Source organism: Pseudomonas sp. SZ57, from assembly GCF_009495975.1.
Taxonomy (GTDB): Bacteria; Pseudomonadota; Gammaproteobacteria; order Pseudomonadales; family Pseudomonadaceae; genus Aquipseudomonas; species Aquipseudomonas syringae.
Map to the genome: position 1 here is coordinate 719,572 of NZ_WIBD01000002.1, position 17,694 is coordinate 737,265.

Sequence of the window (17,694 nt, forward strand, 5' to 3'; positions counted from 1 at the left end):
CCGAGCTTTACTCCCAGTTGCCCAGGTCGGCGCTGTAGCCTTCGCCGCCCGGCTGACCGTCCTGGCCATAGAAGATCAGGTCGAAGCTGCCGTGCTGACCAGGGAAGCGGTAGCCGAATGCGTGGCCGAACGGATCCTTTAGGTCCGAAGGCTTGGCGTAAGGGCCGTTCCAGTTCGACGCATTGCCCGGCTTCTCGGTCAATTGCTGCAAGGTCTTGGGTGGCGAACCAACGTCCAGCGCGTAGCTTTCAATCTTCATGCCCAGGCTGGCCAGTTGAGCCTTGCCTGCGCCGTACTTGCCCTTGTCGACGTTGCCGCCCACCTGACGCACGACGATGGTCGCAACAATGCCCAGCAATACGATAACGGCGAGCATTTCCAGCAATGTGAAACCGCCCTGTCGACGGGCGGGTTTGAAACGTGTACGGCTAAAAGTCATCGGAATGGTTTCCTGTTTCATGAATTCAGATATTGCTGGTCAGGCTCATCAGCGGCAGCATGATGGCCAGCATGATCACCGCGACCATGCCCGCCATCACCACCGTCAGCGCCGGTACGAGCGCGGCCAGCATACGGTCGATACCGCGCTTGGCCTCGACGTCGAACACATCGGCGACCTTCATCAGCATGGTGTCCAGTTCGCCAGCCTGTTCGCCGACCTCGATCATTTGCAGCGCCAGATCCGGCAACAACGGCTGCGCGCCGAACGCGCTGGCCAGCGTACCGCCACCCTTGACCGACTCGGCCGCCTGCTCGACCTGCGCTTGCAGGGCACGATTGGTACAGACCTGGCGAGCGATCACCAGCGCCTGCAACAACGCCACTCCATTGGTCAAAAGCGTCCCGAGGGTTCGAGTCAGACGTGCTGCCTCGATGCGTTGCAATAAAGGACCGATCACCCGAATGCCCAGCAAACGGCGATCACGGCGCTCGCGACGCTGCGGGTCGCGCATGCGAATGGCCATGCCCCAGATCAATGCGATCAGGCCCGCCAGCACCGCCAGCCCGTAGTCGCTCAAAAACTCTCCGAGGTTGAGAATGACCTCGGTGATCAGCGGAATCGGCACGCCGAGATCCTTGAAGATCGGTACGAACTGCGGCACGACGTAGGCCAGCAACAGCGCCAGGGAACCCAACACGCCTACCACCAGGAAGGCCGGATAGATCAGCGCGTTGATCACCTCGCCACGCAGCAACTGGCTGCGCTCCAGGTAATCGCTCAGCTGGCGCAGCGTACTTTCCAGTGCACCACCGGCTTCGCCGGCGCGGACCATGCTTACATAGAGGGGCGAAAACTGGCTGCCCTCTTCTTCAAGCGCCACGGACAGCGGCTTGCCAGCCTTGACCTGTTCGCGGATACGCTCGATCAACGCCTTGGTCTGCGGTTGCCCAGGCTGTTTGAGCAGAATTCCAAGCGATCGTTCCAACGGTTGCCCTGCACCGAGCAACGTCGCAAGCTGCTGGGTAAAGCTGACCAGCGCCGCGCCATTGAGCAAGCCGCTGCCCAGCGCACGGCGCAAAGCGCCCAGACCGGCAGCATCGACCTGCAGGACCATCAGGCCACGCTTCTGCAACGCGGCAATCGCGGCGTCCTGATCTCGGGCCTCCAGCGTGCCATTCTGCGGCGCACCCTGAGCATCCAGTGCGCGGTACTTGAACAGACTCATGTGCCTTCACCACGGGTGACGCGCAGCACTTCTTCCAGCGAAGTCACCCCGGCCACGGCCTGACGCAGGCCTTCTTCATGCAGCGTGCGCAAGCCGCCACGTCGGGCAGCCTCTTCCAGCGTCGAGGCGTCGGCGTGGCGCATCAAAAGACTGCGCAGCTCTTCGTTCATCACCAGCAGTTCGGTGATCGCACTGCGCCCGCGATAGCCGCCGCCGGGTGCATCGGCACGCGGGCGATACAGACGGATGGGCCGCTCGTCAGTGAAACGCTCCAGCCCGTGTTCGGCGATCAGCTCCGGTGGCGCATCGAAGGCTTCACGGGTTGCCGGATCGAGGCGGCGCACCAGACGCTGAGCCAGAATCCCGTTGACCGTCGACGCGATCAGGTAGCTTTCGACGCCCATGTCCAGCAAGCGGGTAATACTCGCCGCCGCGCTGTTGGTGTGCAGGGTCGAGAGCACCAGGTGACCGGTCAACGAGGACTGGATGGCAATACGGCAGGTTTCCAGGTCGCGCATCTCACCGATCATGATGACATCCGGGTCCTGACGCACGATGGAGCGCAGCGCTCCGGCGAAATCCAGGCCGATGGAAGGCTTGACCTGAATCTGGTTGATGCCTTCGAGCTGATACTCGACCGGGTCTTCAACGGTGATGATCTTGCGCTCGGCCGTATTGAGCCGTGACAGCGCGGTATACAGCGTGGTGGTCTTGCCGGAACCGGTCGGCCCGGTGACCAGCAGAATGCCGTGCGGACGCTCCAGCACGTCGAGAAATTCGTCCAGCCGTTCGCCATCGAAACCCAGGCTCGGGAAATCGAAGTTGATGGTCTGTCGATCCAGCAGACGCATGACCACCGATTCGCCAAAGCTGGTGGGCACTGTCGATACCCGCAGGTCCAGCTCCTTGCCCTGGATGCGCAGCATGATCCGGCCATCCTGCGGCAGACGACGCTCGGCGATGTCCAGCCGCGCCATGATTTTCACCCTGGAAATCACCGCCGCCGAAGAGCTGGACGGCGGTGCTTCGGCTTCGTGCAAGACACCGTCGATGCGATAGCGCACCTTCAACTGGCTCTCGAAGGGCTCGATATGGATGTCGGACGCACGCTGTTCGACCGCGCGCTGCAGGATCAGGTTGACCAGACGAATGACCGGCGCTTCGGAGGCCAGGTCCTTGAGGTGCTCGATGTCTTCCAGCGAGCCGCCCTCCTCATCCAGGTTCTCGATCAGGGTGCCCATCGCCGAGCGGCCCTGCCCGTAGTAGCGCTCGATAAGGGTTTCGACCTCGTTGCGCGGGCCAATGGACAGTCGCACCGGCACCTCGCAGGCGTAGGCGATGGCCTGAAACGGGTACAGCGTGCCGGGGTTGGCGCTGAGCACTTGAAGGCCTTGATCGCTCCAGCCTACCGGCACGACTTGATAGTGGCGCATGAAGCGTTCGGTCAGCGGCGGCAAAGGATCCAGCAGTGGTGGTACGGCGTCGGCGAGCAACAACGGTGCCTGCAGCAATGCCGCCCATGCGCGGGCCAGTTCGAATTCGGAAACCAGGCCCAGACGCGTCAGCAGCCCGAGCAACTCAGTGCCTTCCGACTCCTGCTGCAAGCGCTGCGCGCGCTCCAGATCGGCCGTTTTCAGACCGGCATTTTCGATCAGCCAAGCACAAACCTGCTGGGCATCCGGAATGAGCAGACGGGAAACTTCGACGGGAGCTGACGGCATGAATGAGGGCATTTTGCTACTTCGGAGGGACATATTACAGCACTCTCCGACCGGAGAGTGCTGCGCTCAAAGGCTTCAAACGATCAGTTTGACTGCTTTTGAGGGGTTGCGTTCTGCGGGCGACCACCTTTTGTCGTTTCGGTCTTCTGGTTTTGCGCCTTCTGCGCTGCCTTGGCGTCCTGAGTCTGGGTCATCACCGTCTCGTCGCTGGCGCCGGAAGTTGCATCTGCATCCGTCGCGTCATCGGCAAAGGCTGCACCACTCAAGGCAAGACCCAACACCACACCGGCACTCATCATGGAAAACTTCATCGTAGTAACTCCTCAAAAAACAAAAAGAGCCCCGCAAAAAAACGGAGCAGTTGTAGAAACCGGTCAAGCACTAGCGCACCGCATATGTCGCAACTTGCGAGCCGTCTTTCTTCATCCTGAAAAATCTTAAACCCATCGACCAGTAGGTTTAACAAGAGTTCCTCAGATGTAAAGAAAAATTACCAAATCAAAGAAAAATACGCTTTTATTTGACATTTATGCCTTGTTTTATACTTAATTGTATCGTTTTGTAGATTCAAAACGCCATCACATGATGCCAAGGTGATGGCTCTAGACAAGTAAAAAAATAAACGCCAAACAAAACTAATATGGCAACTAAGGAGTCCTACCTCGCGCCCTTTAAACAGGGAATAAACGCGACGACGGGAAACTGTTGCCCACAGAAAAGTTGGCCGAAAGCAGTAAATAAGAACGCATTTATCCTGCGCACGTGCGCAGGCAGACAGTTATTTGAAACGCAGTTGGAGAGCAATATGAACAAGCGAAAGATGATAGGCGCGCACTCGGCGCTGGCCTTGCTGGCATTGGCAGTATCCCAGGTGCACGCCGCTGACCCTACCGTGCAACAAGGGCGTGAAGATCGCGCCGAAAAAGCCGCACAGAAGACCCTGGCCAAGATGACCATGGAAGAAAAGCTGGCCTACATTGGCGGCACCGGCGGCTGGGACGTCAAGCCACTGACCAACTACGGCGTCCCGCAGATCCACGGCGCTGACGGCGGTGTGGGCGTGCGCTACACCAGCGAAGGCAACGATCAGGGTGTTGTCTACCCGTCCGGCCCTAACCTGGCCGCCACCTTCAACCCGCGTCGTGCCATCGACCTCGGCCGTGCGCTGGGCTATGACACTGCCGTCGGCGGCTACCAGTTCATCACTGGCCCCGGCGTCAACCTGTACCGCATGCCGTTCGGCGGCCGTGCGTTCGAATACCTCTCCGGTGAAGACCCGTTCCTCGGCGCCAGCCTGGCACCAGGTGTCATCAACGGTATCCAGTCTCGTGGTGTATGGGCCAACGCCAAGCACTACGCGGCTAACGATCAGGAAAGCAACCGCTTCAATCTGAACCAGACAATGCCAGAGCGCGTGCTGCGCGAAATGTCGCTGCCTGCGTTCGAATCGTCGTCGAAAAACGGCAACGTGGCGATGATGATGTGCGCTTTCCAGAAAGTGAACGGTGAGTTCGCCTGCGAAAGCGAGCACCTGATCGCCCAGATCCTGAAGAAGGAATGGGGCTTCAAAGGCTTCGTACAGAGCGACTACAACGCTGTCGTTCACGGTTTCAACGCTGCCCGCGCCGGTACCGATCTGGACATGATGGGCTACCAGATGAACAGCTCCGTGCTGAAGCCGCATCTGGACGCCGGCGACCTGAGCGCTGCGACCATCGACGACAAGGTCCGTCGCATTCTCAAGCAGATCTACCTGTACAAGTTCGACAGCAAGACGCCGCTGACCACGCACAACATGAACAGCTCGACCAGCAACAAGGTCGCTCTGAACGCCGCGCGTGAAGGTATCGTACTGCTGAAAAACCAGGACAATCTGCTGCCGCTGGACAAGCAGAAAGTCAAGAAAATCGCCGTTGTCGGCACCCTGGCCAAGTACTCGCCACCGACCGGTTTCGGCAGCGCCAACGTCATGGCCAGCCATTACGTCAGCGAATTGAGCGGCCTGCAGCAAATCGCGCCTAACGCCAAGGTCGACTTCATCGAAGGCCTGTCGCTGGACCCAAGCACCAGTGCCTGGACCACCACCGACGCAACTGGCAATGAAGTCCAGGGCATGAAGGTCGAGTACTTCAGCAACACCAACTGGTCTGGTGATGCAGCGGTCACCCGTACCGAGAAACACGTTGACCTGGACTGGGCCAACGACAAGAACCTGCCGTTCGAAAGCAACACGTCGACGTCCGATCCGTACGCCACCAAAGGTTCGACCGCTGGCCAGTTGAATGGCGATACGTCGTCGACTTCGATTCGCTACACCGGCAAGGTCACCCCGACCCAGAGCGGCGAGCAGGTCTTCAAGGTACGTGCCGACGGCGCCGTACGTCTGTGGGTCAACGGCAAGAAAATCATCGACAACGGTGACGGCAAGCCGCTTCCGGGCAACAGCATTCCGCCAACCATTCCAGAGTTCGCCAAGATCAATCTGGAAGCGGGCCAGTCTTACGACGTCAAGCTTGAGTACTCGCGCCGTGCCGGCTACCTGTCGACCATGGGCGGCCTGGTAGGTGTGCAGTTGAGCTCCGCCTCGCTGAACGCTCCTCAGGACCTGTCCGGCTATGACGCCGTTGTGGTTGCCGTGGGTAACAGCAACGAATACGAAGGTGAAGGTTTCGACCACAGCTTCGATCTGCCTGAGTTCCAGAACGAGCTGATCCAGAACATCGCCAAGGTCAACCCCAATACCGTGGTGACCATGTATGGCGGTACGGGTCTGAAGATGAGCGACTGGATCGAACAGGTTCCAGCAGCGCTGCACGCCTTCTACCCAGGTCAGAACGGTGGTCAGGCCCTGGCCGAGATCCTGTTCGGCAAGGTCAACCCGTCGGGCAAGCTGCCGATCAGTATCGAACGCAACATCGAAGACAACCCGGCTTACGCCTCCTTCCCGAAATTCGACAATCAGAACACTCTGACCGACATGGATTACAAGGATGACCTGCTGCTGGGTTATCGCGGATACGAGAAGAAAGGCATCAAGCCGCTCTACCCGTTCGGTTACGGTATGTCGTACACCACGTTCGGCTACAGCAACATCAAGGTCACGCCGGGCGTCGCGGTCGGCAACACGCCGATCAAGGTGTCCTTCGACCTGAGCAACACTGGCAAGGTCGGTGGTTCGGAAGTCGCTCAGTTGTACGTGGGCCAGCAGAACCCGAAAGTCGAGCGTCCGATCAAGGAACTCAAAGGCTACAAGAAGGTGTTCCTCAAGCCGGGTGAAAGCAAGCGTGTGACCATCGAGCTGAATGACCGCTCGCTGGCCTACTTCGACGAGAAGAGCAAGCAGTGGGTGGTCGATGCCGACACCTTCAACATCTCGCTCGGCTCGTCGTCGCAGGACATCCGCCTGAACGCCAAGCTGGTCAACTCGTTCCGTCAGGAACTGTCGACCACTACCAGCAACCCGCTGCCACGCTCCGCTCTGAACTCGGTTCTGGTCGAGAAACCACCGGTCAAGACCGGCGGTGTATTCAAGCAGACCGTTGAGTAAGCGTTAGCTGACTGAAGGGTAAACGGACAAATAAAGGCTCAGGGACGAGCCCTTACCGCTGCATCGACCTGCGCAATGTAGGTATCGAAACACTCGACCAGATCCACCTGATCGGGAAAGCGTAACCACTGAATCTGCAAGCCATCCATCATCGCCAGAATCTGCCGGATGATCTTGTCCAGATCCACATCCGCACGTACCTCCCCGCGCTCCACCAAGGCCGAAAACTGCCCCAGCAAGTGCGCATGAATACGCTCGTAGCGCGTCTGGAACCATTCAAAGGCAGGCTGGTTTTCCAGCAGACTTTCCGCATTGAGGATCGAAAACGCACGTACCACGCCGGGCGCCGTAGCGTTGGAGCGGTTGATCGCGCGCAAGCCGCCGAGCAGACCGGTCAGGGTGTTATCGGTGCGGACTTCGGCAGCGATTCGGCCGTTGACCTCGTCGCGTCGCTCCAGCACGCCCATCAGCAGCGAGATCTTGCTCGGAAAATGGTGCAGCAATCCGGCGACGGAAATACCGACGATGGCTGCCACTTTGGCCACTGAAGCGCCGGTATAGCCTTCAAGGGAAAACACCTGCAGGGCCGCATCGAGCAGTTCTTCGCGGCGCTTTTCGCCCTTTGGCGCGCGTCGCTGTCGGGTGACTGCCGTGCCCGTTTCCGTGGGGTCATGCCGAGTCATATCAGGCTCCTTCTTGAACAGCCGCGTACCCTAACGATTCAGGCAAGCGCTGGCAACGCTATTGAGCCAGATTGTTCGACAATTTCATCTTGTATCGCAGAGCCATCGCAGGGTCAGGTGCGCTCCACCGGAACACTGCCCCAGCCTTCGCCCAGCATGCGCTGCATTAGCACCGTGTCTACCCAGCGGCCATGCTTGAAACCGACCGATTCGAACACGCCGACCCGGCGAAAGCCAAGACGCTCATGCAGGCGCAACGAAGCGATATTCTGGCTATTGCCGATAACCGCAATCATCTGCCGCCAGCCGCCCGCTTCACAGTGCTGCACCAGGGCGCTCAACAACGCCTGGCCGATCCCCTGACCGCCGAGTCCATCGCGCACGTACACGGAGTCCTCAACGGTAAAGCGGTAGCCTGGACGTGGCCGATACGGCGTGACATAGGCATAGCCGACAATTTCTCCATCGCGCTCGGCGACCATATACGGCAAGCCTTTGGCGAGGACCATGCGACGACGCTGCAGCAATTCGGCCAGGTCAGGCGGCTCCAGCTCGAAGCTGGAAATCCCGTGCAGCACGTGATCAGCGTAGATCGCCTGTACAGCGGGCATGTCATCGTCGCGCGCTTCACGCAGGTCAAAGGTTGAAGTCATGTCCAGGCTCTGTACGAATGTCTGTGAATGGCCGCAATGATGCCGCTCGCCACGACATTAAAAAAGCTATGATTTGTCATCCACAGCATAAGAAATACTTTGTCATGCGTCGGCTGAACCTCAATCACCTGCACACGTTTTCGCTGGTCATCACCCATGGCAGTTTTTCTGCGGCGGCAGAGCGTCTGCACCTGACCCAGCCAGCGGTCAGCCTGCACGTGCGACAACTGGAAGATCAACTGAAGCTGCAACTGATAGAAAGGGTTGGCAAACGCCTCAAACCGACCTCCGCAGGCAATGTACTGCTGGAGCATATCGCGCGCATCGATGGGGTGGTCGAAGACGCCCTGCAGGCGCTGTCCAGCCATGCCAGCGGCATTGCCGGGAAAGTCGCCATCGGCACCGGCGCAACAGCCTGCATCCATCTGCTGCCGCCCATGTTGCAGGCGCTGCGTCGGCGCTTCCCCGAGCTGGATGTGCGCGTCAGCACCGGCAACACCGACGGCATCCTCAAGGCGGTCGAAGAAAACCTTCTGGACCTGGCACTGGTCACCCTGCCCGCCTCCGGCCGCAGCCTGCACATCACACCGCTGCTCGAAGATGAGTTCGTGGCGATTTTCGCCAGCAGCCAGCGACCGATGCCGGCACACATGACCCCGGAGCGCCTCAGCGCACAGCCACTGGTGGTATTCGAAGCAGGCAGCAGCACGCGCCTGCTGATCGACGAATGGTTCCTGCACGCCGGGATCCGGGTAAAACCGGTCATGGAACTGGGCAGCATCGAAGCGATCAAGGAAATGGTCGCTGCAGGCCTGGGCTACAGCATCGTGCCGCGAATGGCCGTTGCTGCGCTGCACCATCGCCGCGGCTTGCAGATGCTGCCGCTGGCAACAGCGCTGAGTCGCACGTTGGGAATTGCCTTGCGCCAGGACAAACCGGTCAGCAAGGCGCTGCGTCAGGTGCTGGATGCGCTGCAAGACCTCAAAAGGTCATGAAGGCGCGCCACGATAGAGGCTTGATTGCGCCCATGCACTATAAAGAGCAACGGCACTCGGCCTGGCAAATAAGGTCGACAGTTGCACAGGCAGCGAATCAGGTTGTACGATGACTGCCCACTGTTAACTGAAAACATGATGGCTGGCCTGCTTTTAGACGCCCCATCAATGACAATCTGTAAAGCAACTCGGCAACCCATAAGGAGCGCCGGTCCGGATACTTTCCCTGCCGACCTCCAACCTCAAAACAACAGGAGATACCGATGCCTAACATTCTCGGCCAGAACTTCATCGCTGGCGGCCGCAGCGCTTTGGGCCAGAGCCTGCAAAAAAGCCTGGATGCCACCACCGGCGCAGAACTGCCTTACAGCTTTCATCAGGCCACCGACGGCGAAATCGACGCTGCGGCACTGGCTGCCAAGGCTGCATTCCCGGAATTTCGTCAGTTGAGCCCGGCCCGTCGCGCCGATTTCCTCGACGCCATTGCTGATGAACTCGACGGGCTGGGCGATGACTTCGTCGCTATCGTCTGCCAGGAAACCGCCCTGCCTCAGGCGCGTATTCAAGGTGAGCGCGGTCGTACCAGCGGCCAGATGCGTCTGTTTTCCAAGGTCCTGCGCCGCGGTGATTTCGTCGGCGCACGGATCGACCTGGCGTTGCCGGATCGCAAGCCGTTGCCACGCGTCGACCTGCGCCAGTACCGCATCGGTGTGGGCCCGGTTGCAGTGTTCGGGGCAAGCAACTTCCCGCTGGCGTTTTCCACTGCGGGCGGTGATACCGCAGCAGCACTGGCCGCCGGTTGCCCGGTGGTGTTCAAGGCGCACAGCGGTCACATGGCGACTGCCGATCTGGTGGCCAGCGCCATCATTCGCGCTGCCGAGCGTACGCAGATGCCCAAAGGCGTGTTCAACATGATCTTCGGCAACGGCGTCGGTGAAGGCCTGGTCAAGCACCCGGCCATCCAGGCGGTCGGTTTCACCGGCTCGCTGAACGGTGGCAACGCGCTGTGCAAAATGGCTGCCGAGCGTCCACAGCCCATTCCGGTGTTTGCCGAGATGTCCAGCATCAACCCGGTCGTGCTGCTGCCAGGTGCCTTGCAGGCACGTGGTGAAACCGTGGCCAAGGAGCTTGCCGGCTCGGTGGTCATGGGTGCCGGTCAGTTCTGCACCAACCCCGGCGTGGTCATCGGCCTGCGCTCCCCGGCGTTCTCGACATTCATCGAGCAACTGACCGAACAGATGGGCAGTCAGGCTCCGCAGACCATGCTTAACGCGGGCGGCCTGCGCAGTTACAGCAAGGGTGTGGAACACCTGCTGGCGCATCCTGGCGTGACGCATCTGGCCGGCAAGCCACAGGAAGGCAAGCAGGCTCAGGCGCAACTGTTCAAGGCTGACGTCAGCCTGCTGCTGAACGGTGATCAGTTGCTGCAAGAGGAAGTCTTCGGCCCGACCACGCTGCTGATCGAAGTCGCTGACGATGCGCAGTTGAAGGACGCGCTGCAAGCCTTGCGTGGTCAGCTGACTGCGACGGTGATCGGCGAGCCTGCGGACTTGAGCCAGTACAGCTGGCTGCAACCGATTCTCGAAGAGAAAGTCGGGCGCATTCTGTTCAACGGCTACCCGACCGGTGTCGAGGTCTGCGAGGCCATGGTTCACGGCGGCCCGTACCCGGCCACCTCGGACGCACGCGGTACCTCGGTGGGCACCCTGGCCATCGACCGTTTCCTGCGCCCCGTGTGCTATCAGGACCTGGCGGACAGCCAGTTGCCACCTGCGTTGCAGAACGCCAACCCGTTGGGCCTGCGTCGCCTGGTCAATGGCGAATGGAGTGATCAGCCTGTCGCGTAATCGCCATCGGCTGGATCCGTAACACAGCATCCGCAACACAGCAGCGCGACCTGATGAGGGTCGCGCTTTTTTTTGGAAAATATTTCTTTTTTGTGCCCGAAGTCGCTTATAGCGGACCGCTTTTGTACCCTGACGGCAGCACCATAGAAGTGCAAGACAGGGGCTGTTCATAAAATAACCACACAGCTGTAAGCCACGTGTAACAAGGGTTTCAAAAAGTTACCCACAGACATACCCACGATTTCCGTGGACAACTTTTCATCGATTTCGGACCTTAAAAACCCTGAGCAGTGCAAGCGTAAATTTTTGACGGGTGTCTGCAATCCCGGTGTGATGGCATCCGTAATGGCCCACGAGGCCGTCTGACATAACCTTATGCACGTCTGGCGGTTGATTCGACAGGCTGTCCATAGTGAGATAGACGATTTATCGAGGCTCCCCTATGCAACAGCGTTGTAAAGTGGCCGTACTCGGCCTGGGTGCCATGGGTGCAGCCACTGCCTATCAACTGGCAAAGGCTGGAGTCGATGTGATTGGCATCGACCGCTACGACCCTCCGCACACACAAGGCTCCAGTCACGGCGATACCCGCATCACGCGGCTGTCGGCCGGTGAAGGGCCGCAATACCTGCCACTGGTGCGCAGCTCACAGCGCATCTGGCGCGAACTTGAAGCATTGAGCGGCGAGTCGCTGTTCGAGCAGTGCGGTGTGCTGGTGATGACTTCAAGCGCCGCTTACGATCCAGAGGACGTCAACGACTTCACCCATCAGACCATCGCGCTGGCCCGCACGTATGGGGTGAAGCACGAGGTATTGGCGGCTGCAGCGATTCGCGAGCGCTTTCCTCAGTTCGCTCCTGTGCTGGATAGCGCCATCGGCTATTTTGAACCTGAAGGCGGATTCGTTCGGCCCGAGCGCTGCATCGCCGTACAGCTCAAGCTGGCAAGGCAACACGGCGCGCGTTTGCTGACCCACGAAACGGTCACGCAACTGCAGGCGCATGGCGATCAGGTACGAATCACCACCGACAAGGGCTCGATCATCGCCGACAAGGTCGTGGTCAGCGCGGGCATGTGGTCGGCCGACTTGCTCGGCGCACCGTTCAGCGACCTGCTGCGGGTGTGCCGGCAAAAGCTGTTCTGGTTCGAGGTGCAGCACGAGGCCGCCTTTGCTGCGCCGTCGCCAAGCTTCATCCTGATTCACGGGCCGGGCGACGCCGATGTCAATTACGGCTTCCCGCCGCTGTCCGGTGAAAACAGCATGAAGGTCGCCACTGAGCAATACCTCGAGACGTCAGCGGCTGACCGGTTGGACCGCACCATTACCGCGCGGGAAGAACAGGAAATGTTTCGCACCCAGGTGCAGGGCAGGATTGCGGGACTGACGCCAAAGGTGGTCAAGTCTTCGGTGTGCGCTTACACGGTCACGCCGGACTGCCACTTCATCATCGATGAACACCCGCACCTGAAAAACGTGACGGTAGTCTCGGCCTGTTCCGGCCACGGTTTCAAGCATTCGGCCGGGCTCGGACTGGCGCTGGCGCAACGCTGTATTGATGGCGAGAGCGATGTGGATCTCTCGGCCTTTTCACTGCAACGCTTCGCCAGGCAGGCTTGATCAGCGCGCCACCACGAACGCCTCGTCGATGCGCGCCAGATCGGTATCACGCAAGGTGCCGGCGTAGTAATGCAGCTTGATCCAGGCCATCAAATAGTCGTAACGGGCTTTCGCAAGATCGCGACGAGTACTGTAAAGCTGCTGCTCGGCGTTGAGGGCATCCAGGCTGATGCGCTCGCCACCCAGAATGCTCTGGCGGGTCGATTCGACCAGCGCCTGCGCCGAGATCAGCGCCTTCTGGTAGGCGCGCAGCTTGCTTACCCCTGACGCACAGGCGTTGAACTGGCGGCGCAGCTCGATCAGGGTTTCGCGGGTCTTGCCCTCCAGCTCGTATTCAGCCTGCTCGCGCTTGCTGTTGGCCTGGCGCACCGAGGCGCTGGTGCCCCCTCCGGCGTACAGCGGAAGACTGAGCTCGATGCCTATCGTGTTGGTGTCGTAACGCTGATTGTAGGTGTTGCCGCTGTCCGATTCGTTCTGACGAATACTTGCGTAGGCATTCACCGTCGGCAGATGCCCCGCGCGATTGCGCTCCACCTCGTATCGCGCCACTTCCAGGGACTGACGCTGCGAGGCCAGGATCGGGCTGTTGGCCATGGCCAGCGCATGCCACTCGGTAAAGCTGGACGGTGCGAGGACCAACGCCTGAAAGCTGTCCCTCAAGGGCTCCAGCTGCGCAACATCGATACTCGGCTCGCCCAGCAACGCCGCCAGTTCGCGCAAGGCCGCGTCCTGCTCATCGCTGGCTTCGATCTGCTCGGCAATCGCCAGTTCGTTGCGCGACTCCGCTTCGAGAATATCGGTGCGCGTGCCCTCTCCCCGCTCGAACATCTGCCGGTTCTGCGCGAACTGGCGTTCGAACGCCTGCTGCTTGGCACGCGCGATATTGATCTGGTCCTGGGCGAAGAGTGCCTGGGTGTACAGGGTCAACACCCGCACCAGTAACTCCTGGCTCTTGCTGCGAAAGGTCTCGTCGGCAAACAGCGCCTGGGCCAGTCCCTTGCGGTAATTAGCGTACGCCTCGTAATCGATCAATGGCTGCTGAACCGTCAGGCTCGAACCAAAGCTGTTGTAGTGGCGATGATCAGTGGTGTCTTGAGCGCTGCCTTTGAGGGTCGCCTTGGAATCGTTGCGCCCCTTGTTGTAGCTGTATGACACGCGGGGCAACAAGCCGGCACGACCGATCACCCGGTTTTCCAGGCCCGCGTCGCGCTCCTTCAGGGCGCCCAGATAAACCGGGTCATTGCGAAGCGCCAGTTCATAGACTTGAAACGGACCCATGGCCTGGCTCAAGGGTGCAGTGCCCAGCAGAATGGCCGTCAGCAAAGCGGCTTTAAGGGGATGGCGAAACATCCTATTCCTCCGTCAACGCGGAGCCGGCACGGTCCAGCAAAGGTTTGAACAGATAATTGAGCAGCGAGCGTTCACCCGTGCGCACAAACATTTCAGCGGGCATGCCGGGTTTGATCACCAGCCCGTTGAGTTTTTCCAGCGCAGCGTCGCCCACCGAGGTGCGCAGCACGTAATACGGCTGGCCGGTTTTTTCATCCTGCATCTGGTCGGCGGAAATCAGGCTTACCTCACCGGAAACCCGCGGCGTGCGGCTTTGATTGAAGGCGGTAAAGAGGATGTCGACCGGTAGATGGCTGGCGACCTTGTCGATCAGTTGCACTGGCAGCCGCCCTTCAACTTCAAGCCGTGTGCCTTGTGGGACGATTTCCAGCAGGGTTTCGCCGGCACGCACCACCGCACCTTCGGTGTGCACGCCCAGATTGACGGCGATGCCATCCGCCGGCGCCAGGATGGCGCTGTGTTGCAGACTGAAACCGGCCGAGGCCAGTTGCTGCTCAAGGGTAAGCGCCTTGACCTGGGCATCGGCCCATTGGCTGCGCACTTCTTTCTGGTACTCCTCGCGCTGCTGCTGAAGGCGCAAGCGCGACTCGACGATACCTTGCTCTATACGTCCGGTTTCGCCTGCGTTTTGCGCCAGGCTCTGCTGCACCTGAGAAAGCTGACGCTGGAACTCCAGCAGGCGATTGCCGGGAATGAACCCGTTCTGCGCCAGCGGCTCCAGGTTACTCAGTTGCTTGCGTAGCGAGTCAGCCTGAGCCAGCAGGTCCGAACGGGCCCGGCGCATACCGGCAAGCTGCAGCCCAGCCCCCTCGATGCTCGCCTGCAAGCCGGACTGCTCGCGCGCCAGCGCCTGGCGTCGGCTGCTGAACAACTGCCGCTGCCCTTCAAGCACCAGCGCCAGCCGAGGGTCGGGATCTTGCCCCTGCCCGGCGGCAATCAGCTCTGCGGGAAAGCGCACCTCGTCAAGGTTGTCGCGCTCGCTCTGCCAGCGCGCCAGGCTGGCCCAGGCCATTCGATACTGGGCTCGCAGCGATTGCACGTCGGCTTCGACCTGAGTCTGATCAAGGCGAAACAGCGGTTCGCCCTCTTTCACCAATTGGCCTTCACTGACCAGAATTTTGCTGACCACACCGCCATCCAGCGACTGCACGGCCTTGCGCTTGCCAGAAACAACTACCGTCCCCTGCACGGCAATACCCTGATCCAGAGGAGCAAGACTGGCCCACAGAAAGAAACTGCCCGCCCCCGCCAGCATGAGAATCCAGCCGGCGCGAACGAAGAACTGCACGCCGCGCTCCTTGCCCGGCACGGCGTAATGAGTGTCGATAGGGCTGTTCATACGTCGGACTGCCTGTTCTGCGTGCCGTACTGACGGCTCATGGAAAGCCCGGCAGGTGCAGGGCGAGATTGCGATTGAGCGTGCGCTTGCGCTGCTTGCGCGGACGATGGCTGCCCGGACAAGGCCCGCAACACCTGAGCCGTGGCACCGAATGCCTGCATGCGACCTTCGCTCAGCACCAGCAGGCGATCGGTCTGGTTCAGCGACTGCGTGCGGTGGGTGACGAGCACAACGGTACAGCCGCGGGTCTTGAGTTCAGCAATCGCCTGAGTCAGCGCCGCTTCACCCGCGGCATCCAGATTGGAATTGGGCTCATCGAGCACCACCAGTCGCGGATCGCCATACAGCGCACGGGCCAGCGCGACGCGCTGTTTCTGACCGCCGGACAAGCCGGCGCCATCATCGCCCAGCCGCGTGTCGTAGCCTTGCGGCAGGCGCAGAATCAATTCGTGCACGCCCGCCAGTTGTGCGGCAGCGACCACGGCGATAGCGTCGCCCTCGCGAAAGCGCGCGATGTTTTCTGCCACGCTGCCACCGAACAGCTCGATGTCCTGCGGCAGATAACCAATATAGGGACCCAGCGCCTCTCGGTCCCAGCGATGCATGTCGGCCCCGTCCAGACGTACCGTCCCGCCCAGAGCCGGCCAGACACCAACCAGCACGCGTGCCAGGGTCGATTTTCCGGAACCGGATGCGCCCAGCACGCCAAGCACTTCACCGGCCTGCAACTGGAAGCTGACTTGCTGAATCGTCGGCGACGTTTTGCCGGGAGGCGCCGCGCTGACCTGTTCGGCGCTGATCTGACCGCGCGGTGCCGGCAGCGGCATGCGCGGCGCGGGCTCGGCGTAGGTCTTGAGCAACTGGTCAAGGCGCCCGTAGGCCAGGCGTGCAGAGCTCCATTGTTTCCAGACGGCGATCAACTGGTCGATGGGGCTGAGGACCCGACCCATGAGAATCGAGCCGGCGATCATCATGCCTGCGGTCATGTCTCCATTTATCACCAGCAGTGCGCCCAGGCCCAGCACAAGCGACTGCAGGCACAGACGCAGGGCCTTGCTGATCGAACTGATCACCGCTCCCGTATCACTGGCCCGGTTTTGCAGGGCCAGAAAGCGCCCATGCACATGGAACCAGCGACGCCGCAAGACCTCTAGCATGCCCATCGCCTGGATCGCCTCGGCCTGTTGCAGATGCCGGGTCGCCAATTGCGCAGACTGCTGCGAGTAGCCGCTGGCTTCGGCCAGCGGTTTGCGGGTCAGCCATTCGTTGAGACAGGCCAGTCCGACCAGCAATACCGTCCCCACACTCGCCAGCACGCCTAGCCAGGGGTCGAAAAGAAAGATTACCGCCAGGTAGATGGGAAACCACGGGGCGTCAAAGAACGCGAACAGCGCCGGCCCGGTGAGAAACTGGCGAATGAAGGTCAGGTCACCCAGCGCCTGTCCAGCCTGACGCTGTCCGGCGTGCAGGTTGCTCTCGAACGCGGCCTGATAGACGCGCAGATTGAAACGCTTCTCCAGCTCGCTGCCGATGCGGATTACCACAAAGCTGCGGATCATCTCCAGCAAGCCGATAAACGCAAAAAACCCGACCACCATCAGCGTCAGCATGGCCAGAGTGGTCTGGTTCTGTGAGGTCAGTACGCGGTCATAAACTTGCAGCATGTAAATCGATGGGGCGAGCATCAGCACGTTGATCAGCGCGGTAAAGCAACCGACACCAATCAACGCGCTCTTGTAGTCAGCCAGCGCTTTGTACAACGGCGTAGGGTTGCCTTGGGACGACATACTCATGGTTCTTCCTTGAAAGCCGCGTGGGCGGCCGGGCGACATCCTTGGGGACATTCATTTCGGACATTTTTTCGGTGCACGGCCGGCACCCTTTATTCGGCTGAGCGCTCCAGCCTCAGCACCTGACCGCTCGGCAGGCGCGCCTCATAGCGCTGCTCTCCCATATGGTTGAAATGAATCAGTCGATTGCCCTGTTTGTCGGTCAAGGCGAGACCGTCAGGCGTCGGGAACCAACCGACTGGTGCTTCGTTCAGCCATTTGGTGGCGCAGGCGGTATCGCCGCCCAGCTGGGGCGCCTCGGTATTCAACTGCAGTTCGCAGGCTCGATCGGCCTGTGAATGAATAAACAGGTGCCACTTGCCGCTGAGTTCAGCGGGGCTTGGCAGTTTCAGACTCATGGCCATGCATGCTCCAGAAAGGCTCACCAGCAGCGCAAGAGCGGCTGGAGCGAATTGAAAGAAACGGTTGAGCTTCATAAGGACGA

14 protein-coding genes are annotated in these 17,694 nt (G+C 60.3%); 4 read left to right on the forward strand and 10 right to left on the reverse strand.

Translation table 11 applies throughout. The features are described 5' to 3' along the window. Nucleotides 1–7: 7 nt before the first annotated feature. From gspG to GE543_RS03305, 4 genes are all read right to left on the reverse strand, one after another. Nucleotides 8–439, reverse strand: a complete 432-nt coding sequence (gene gspG, locus GE543_RS03290; RefSeq protein ID WP_003317918.1) for a type II secretion system major pseudopilin GspG — start codon at nucleotides 437–439, stop codon at nucleotides 8–10. A gap of 25 nt (nucleotides 440–464) precedes the next feature. Continuing rightward, nucleotides 465–1,667 carry a type II secretion system inner membrane protein GspF gene (gspF, locus tag GE543_RS03295; RefSeq protein WP_153220668.1) on the reverse strand — a complete coding sequence of 401 codons (1,203 nt, stop codon included), beginning with the start codon at nucleotides 1,665–1,667 and terminating at the stop codon, nucleotides 465–467. Further along, nucleotides 1,664–3,388: a type II secretion system ATPase GspE gene (gspE, locus tag GE543_RS03300; protein WP_003411582.1), complete on the reverse strand. Its 1,725-nt coding sequence runs from the start codon at nucleotides 3,386–3,388 to the stop codon at nucleotides 1,664–1,666. The genes gspF and gspE overlap by 4 nt, the downstream gene beginning before the upstream one ends. 83 nt (nucleotides 3,389–3,471) lie before the next feature. Continuing rightward, nucleotides 3,472–3,699 carry a hypothetical protein gene (locus GE543_RS03305; RefSeq protein ID WP_017278752.1) on the reverse strand — a complete coding sequence of 76 codons (228 nt, stop codon included), beginning with the start codon at nucleotides 3,697–3,699 and terminating at the stop codon, nucleotides 3,472–3,474. Nucleotides 3,700–4,193: 494 nt separating this feature from the next. Between GE543_RS03305 and GE543_RS03310 the strand changes: the two genes are divergently transcribed. After that, nucleotides 4,194–6,935 (forward strand): glycoside hydrolase family 3 protein, encoded by a 2,742-nt coding sequence (locus GE543_RS03310; protein WP_153220670.1) that lies wholly within the window; start codon nucleotides 4,194–4,196, stop codon nucleotides 6,933–6,935. 38 nt (nucleotides 6,936–6,973) lie between these two features. On the opposite strand, the gene GE543_RS03315 is transcribed toward GE543_RS03310, so the two are convergent. Together GE543_RS03315 and GE543_RS03320 are read right to left on the reverse strand one after the other, a co-directional pair. Beyond that, nucleotides 6,974–7,618, reverse strand: coding sequence for a TetR/AcrR family transcriptional regulator (locus GE543_RS03315; RefSeq protein ID WP_003405030.1), 645 nt, complete (start codon nucleotides 7,616–7,618; stop codon nucleotides 6,974–6,976). 113 nt (nucleotides 7,619–7,731) lie between these two features. Next, on the reverse strand, nucleotides 7,732–8,271 hold the full coding sequence (locus GE543_RS03320) for a GNAT family N-acetyltransferase (RefSeq protein ID WP_003411586.1): 540 nt from the start codon (nucleotides 8,269–8,271) through the stop codon (nucleotides 7,732–7,734). Nucleotides 8,272–8,375: 104 nt separating this feature from the next. Here GE543_RS03320 and GE543_RS03325 point away from each other — a divergent pair, with 104 nt between their 5' ends. The 3 genes from GE543_RS03325 (at nucleotide 8,376) to solA (ending at nucleotide 12,731) form a co-directional block, all read left to right on the forward strand. Next, a complete protein-coding gene (locus GE543_RS03325) occupies nucleotides 8,376–9,266 on the forward strand; it encodes a LysR family transcriptional regulator (protein ID WP_046269729.1) in 891 nt (296 codons plus the stop codon). A gap of 263 nt (nucleotides 9,267–9,529) precedes the next feature. After that, nucleotides 9,530–11,113: an aldehyde dehydrogenase (NADP(+)) gene (locus tag GE543_RS03330; protein WP_153220672.1), complete on the forward strand. Its 1,584-nt coding sequence runs from the start codon at nucleotides 9,530–9,532 to the stop codon at nucleotides 11,111–11,113. A 442-nt stretch (nucleotides 11,114–11,555) separates the two neighbouring features. Continuing rightward, nucleotides 11,556–12,731: an N-methyl-L-tryptophan oxidase gene (solA, locus tag GE543_RS03335; protein ID WP_153220674.1), complete on the forward strand. Its 1,176-nt coding sequence runs from the start codon at nucleotides 11,556–11,558 to the stop codon at nucleotides 12,729–12,731. Here the strand turns inward: solA and GE543_RS03340 are convergent, their stop codons facing one another. From GE543_RS03340 to GE543_RS03355, 4 genes are all read right to left on the reverse strand, one after another. Beyond that, nucleotides 12,732–14,081 carry a TolC family outer membrane protein gene (locus GE543_RS03340; RefSeq protein ID WP_003417572.1) on the reverse strand — a complete coding sequence of 450 codons (1,350 nt, stop codon included), beginning with the start codon at nucleotides 14,079–14,081 and terminating at the stop codon, nucleotides 12,732–12,734. It abuts the gene before it with no gap. Nucleotide 14,082: 1 nt separating this feature from the next. After that, complete coding sequence (locus GE543_RS03345; protein ID WP_003371807.1) at nucleotides 14,083–15,420, reverse strand: HlyD family type I secretion periplasmic adaptor subunit; 1,338 nt, start codon at nucleotides 15,418–15,420, stop codon at nucleotides 14,083–14,085. Beyond that, nucleotides 15,417–17,213, reverse strand: a complete 1,797-nt coding sequence (locus GE543_RS03350; protein ID WP_153220676.1) for a type I secretion system permease/ATPase — start codon at nucleotides 17,211–17,213, stop codon at nucleotides 15,417–15,419. Before GE543_RS03350 ends, GE543_RS03345 begins: the two co-directional genes overlap by 4 nt. 89 nt (nucleotides 17,214–17,302) lie before the next feature. Next, nucleotides 17,303–17,686 carry a protease inhibitor Inh/omp19 family protein gene (locus GE543_RS03355; protein WP_003411602.1) on the reverse strand — a complete coding sequence of 128 codons (384 nt, stop codon included), beginning with the start codon at nucleotides 17,684–17,686 and terminating at the stop codon, nucleotides 17,303–17,305. Nucleotides 17,687–17,694 lie beyond the last annotated feature (8 nt).

What these genes read in the sequence shown, in the direction of transcription:
- GE543_RS03305 (WP_017278752.1), bottom strand. Translation starts at nt 3,699, where the DNA reads ATGAAGTTTTCCATGATGAGTGCCGGTGTGGTGTTGGGTCTTGCCTTG.
- GE543_RS03350 (WP_153220676.1), bottom strand. Translation starts at nt 17,213, where the DNA reads ATGAGTATGTCGTCCCAAGGCAACCCTACGCCGTTGTACAAAGCGCTG.
- GE543_RS03345 (WP_003371807.1), bottom strand. Translation starts at nt 15,420, where the DNA reads ATGAACAGCCCTATCGACACTCATTACGCCGTGCCGGGCAAGGAGCGC.
- GE543_RS03340 (WP_003417572.1), bottom strand. Translation starts at nt 14,081, where the DNA reads ATGTTTCGCCATCCCCTTAAAGCCGCTTTGCTGACGGCCATTCTGCTG.
- GE543_RS03355 (WP_003411602.1), bottom strand. Translation starts at nt 17,686, where the DNA reads ATGAAGCTCAACCGTTTCTTTCAATTCGCTCCAGCCGCTCTTGCGCTG.
- gspF (WP_153220668.1), bottom strand. Translation starts at nt 1,667, where the DNA reads ATGAGTCTGTTCAAGTACCGCGCACTGGATGCTCAGGGTGCGCCGCAG.
- GE543_RS03325 (WP_046269729.1), top strand. Translation starts at nt 8,376, where the DNA reads ATGCGTCGGCTGAACCTCAATCACCTGCACACGTTTTCGCTGGTCATC.
- gspE (WP_003411582.1), bottom strand. Translation starts at nt 3,388, where the DNA reads ATGCCGTCAGCTCCCGTCGAAGTTTCCCGTCTGCTCATTCCGGATGCC.
- GE543_RS03330 (WP_153220672.1), top strand. Translation starts at nt 9,530, where the DNA reads ATGCCTAACATTCTCGGCCAGAACTTCATCGCTGGCGGCCGCAGCGCT.
- GE543_RS03315 (WP_003405030.1), bottom strand. Translation starts at nt 7,618, where the DNA reads ATGACTCGGCATGACCCCACGGAAACGGGCACGGCAGTCACCCGACAG.
- solA (WP_153220674.1), top strand. Translation starts at nt 11,556, where the DNA reads ATGCAACAGCGTTGTAAAGTGGCCGTACTCGGCCTGGGTGCCATGGGT.
- GE543_RS03310 (WP_153220670.1), top strand. Translation starts at nt 4,194, where the DNA reads ATGAACAAGCGAAAGATGATAGGCGCGCACTCGGCGCTGGCCTTGCTG.
- GE543_RS03320 (WP_003411586.1), bottom strand. Translation starts at nt 8,271, where the DNA reads ATGACTTCAACCTTTGACCTGCGTGAAGCGCGCGACGATGACATGCCC.
- gspG (WP_003317918.1), bottom strand. Translation starts at nt 439, where the DNA reads ATGACTTTTAGCCGTACACGTTTCAAACCCGCCCGTCGACAGGGCGGT.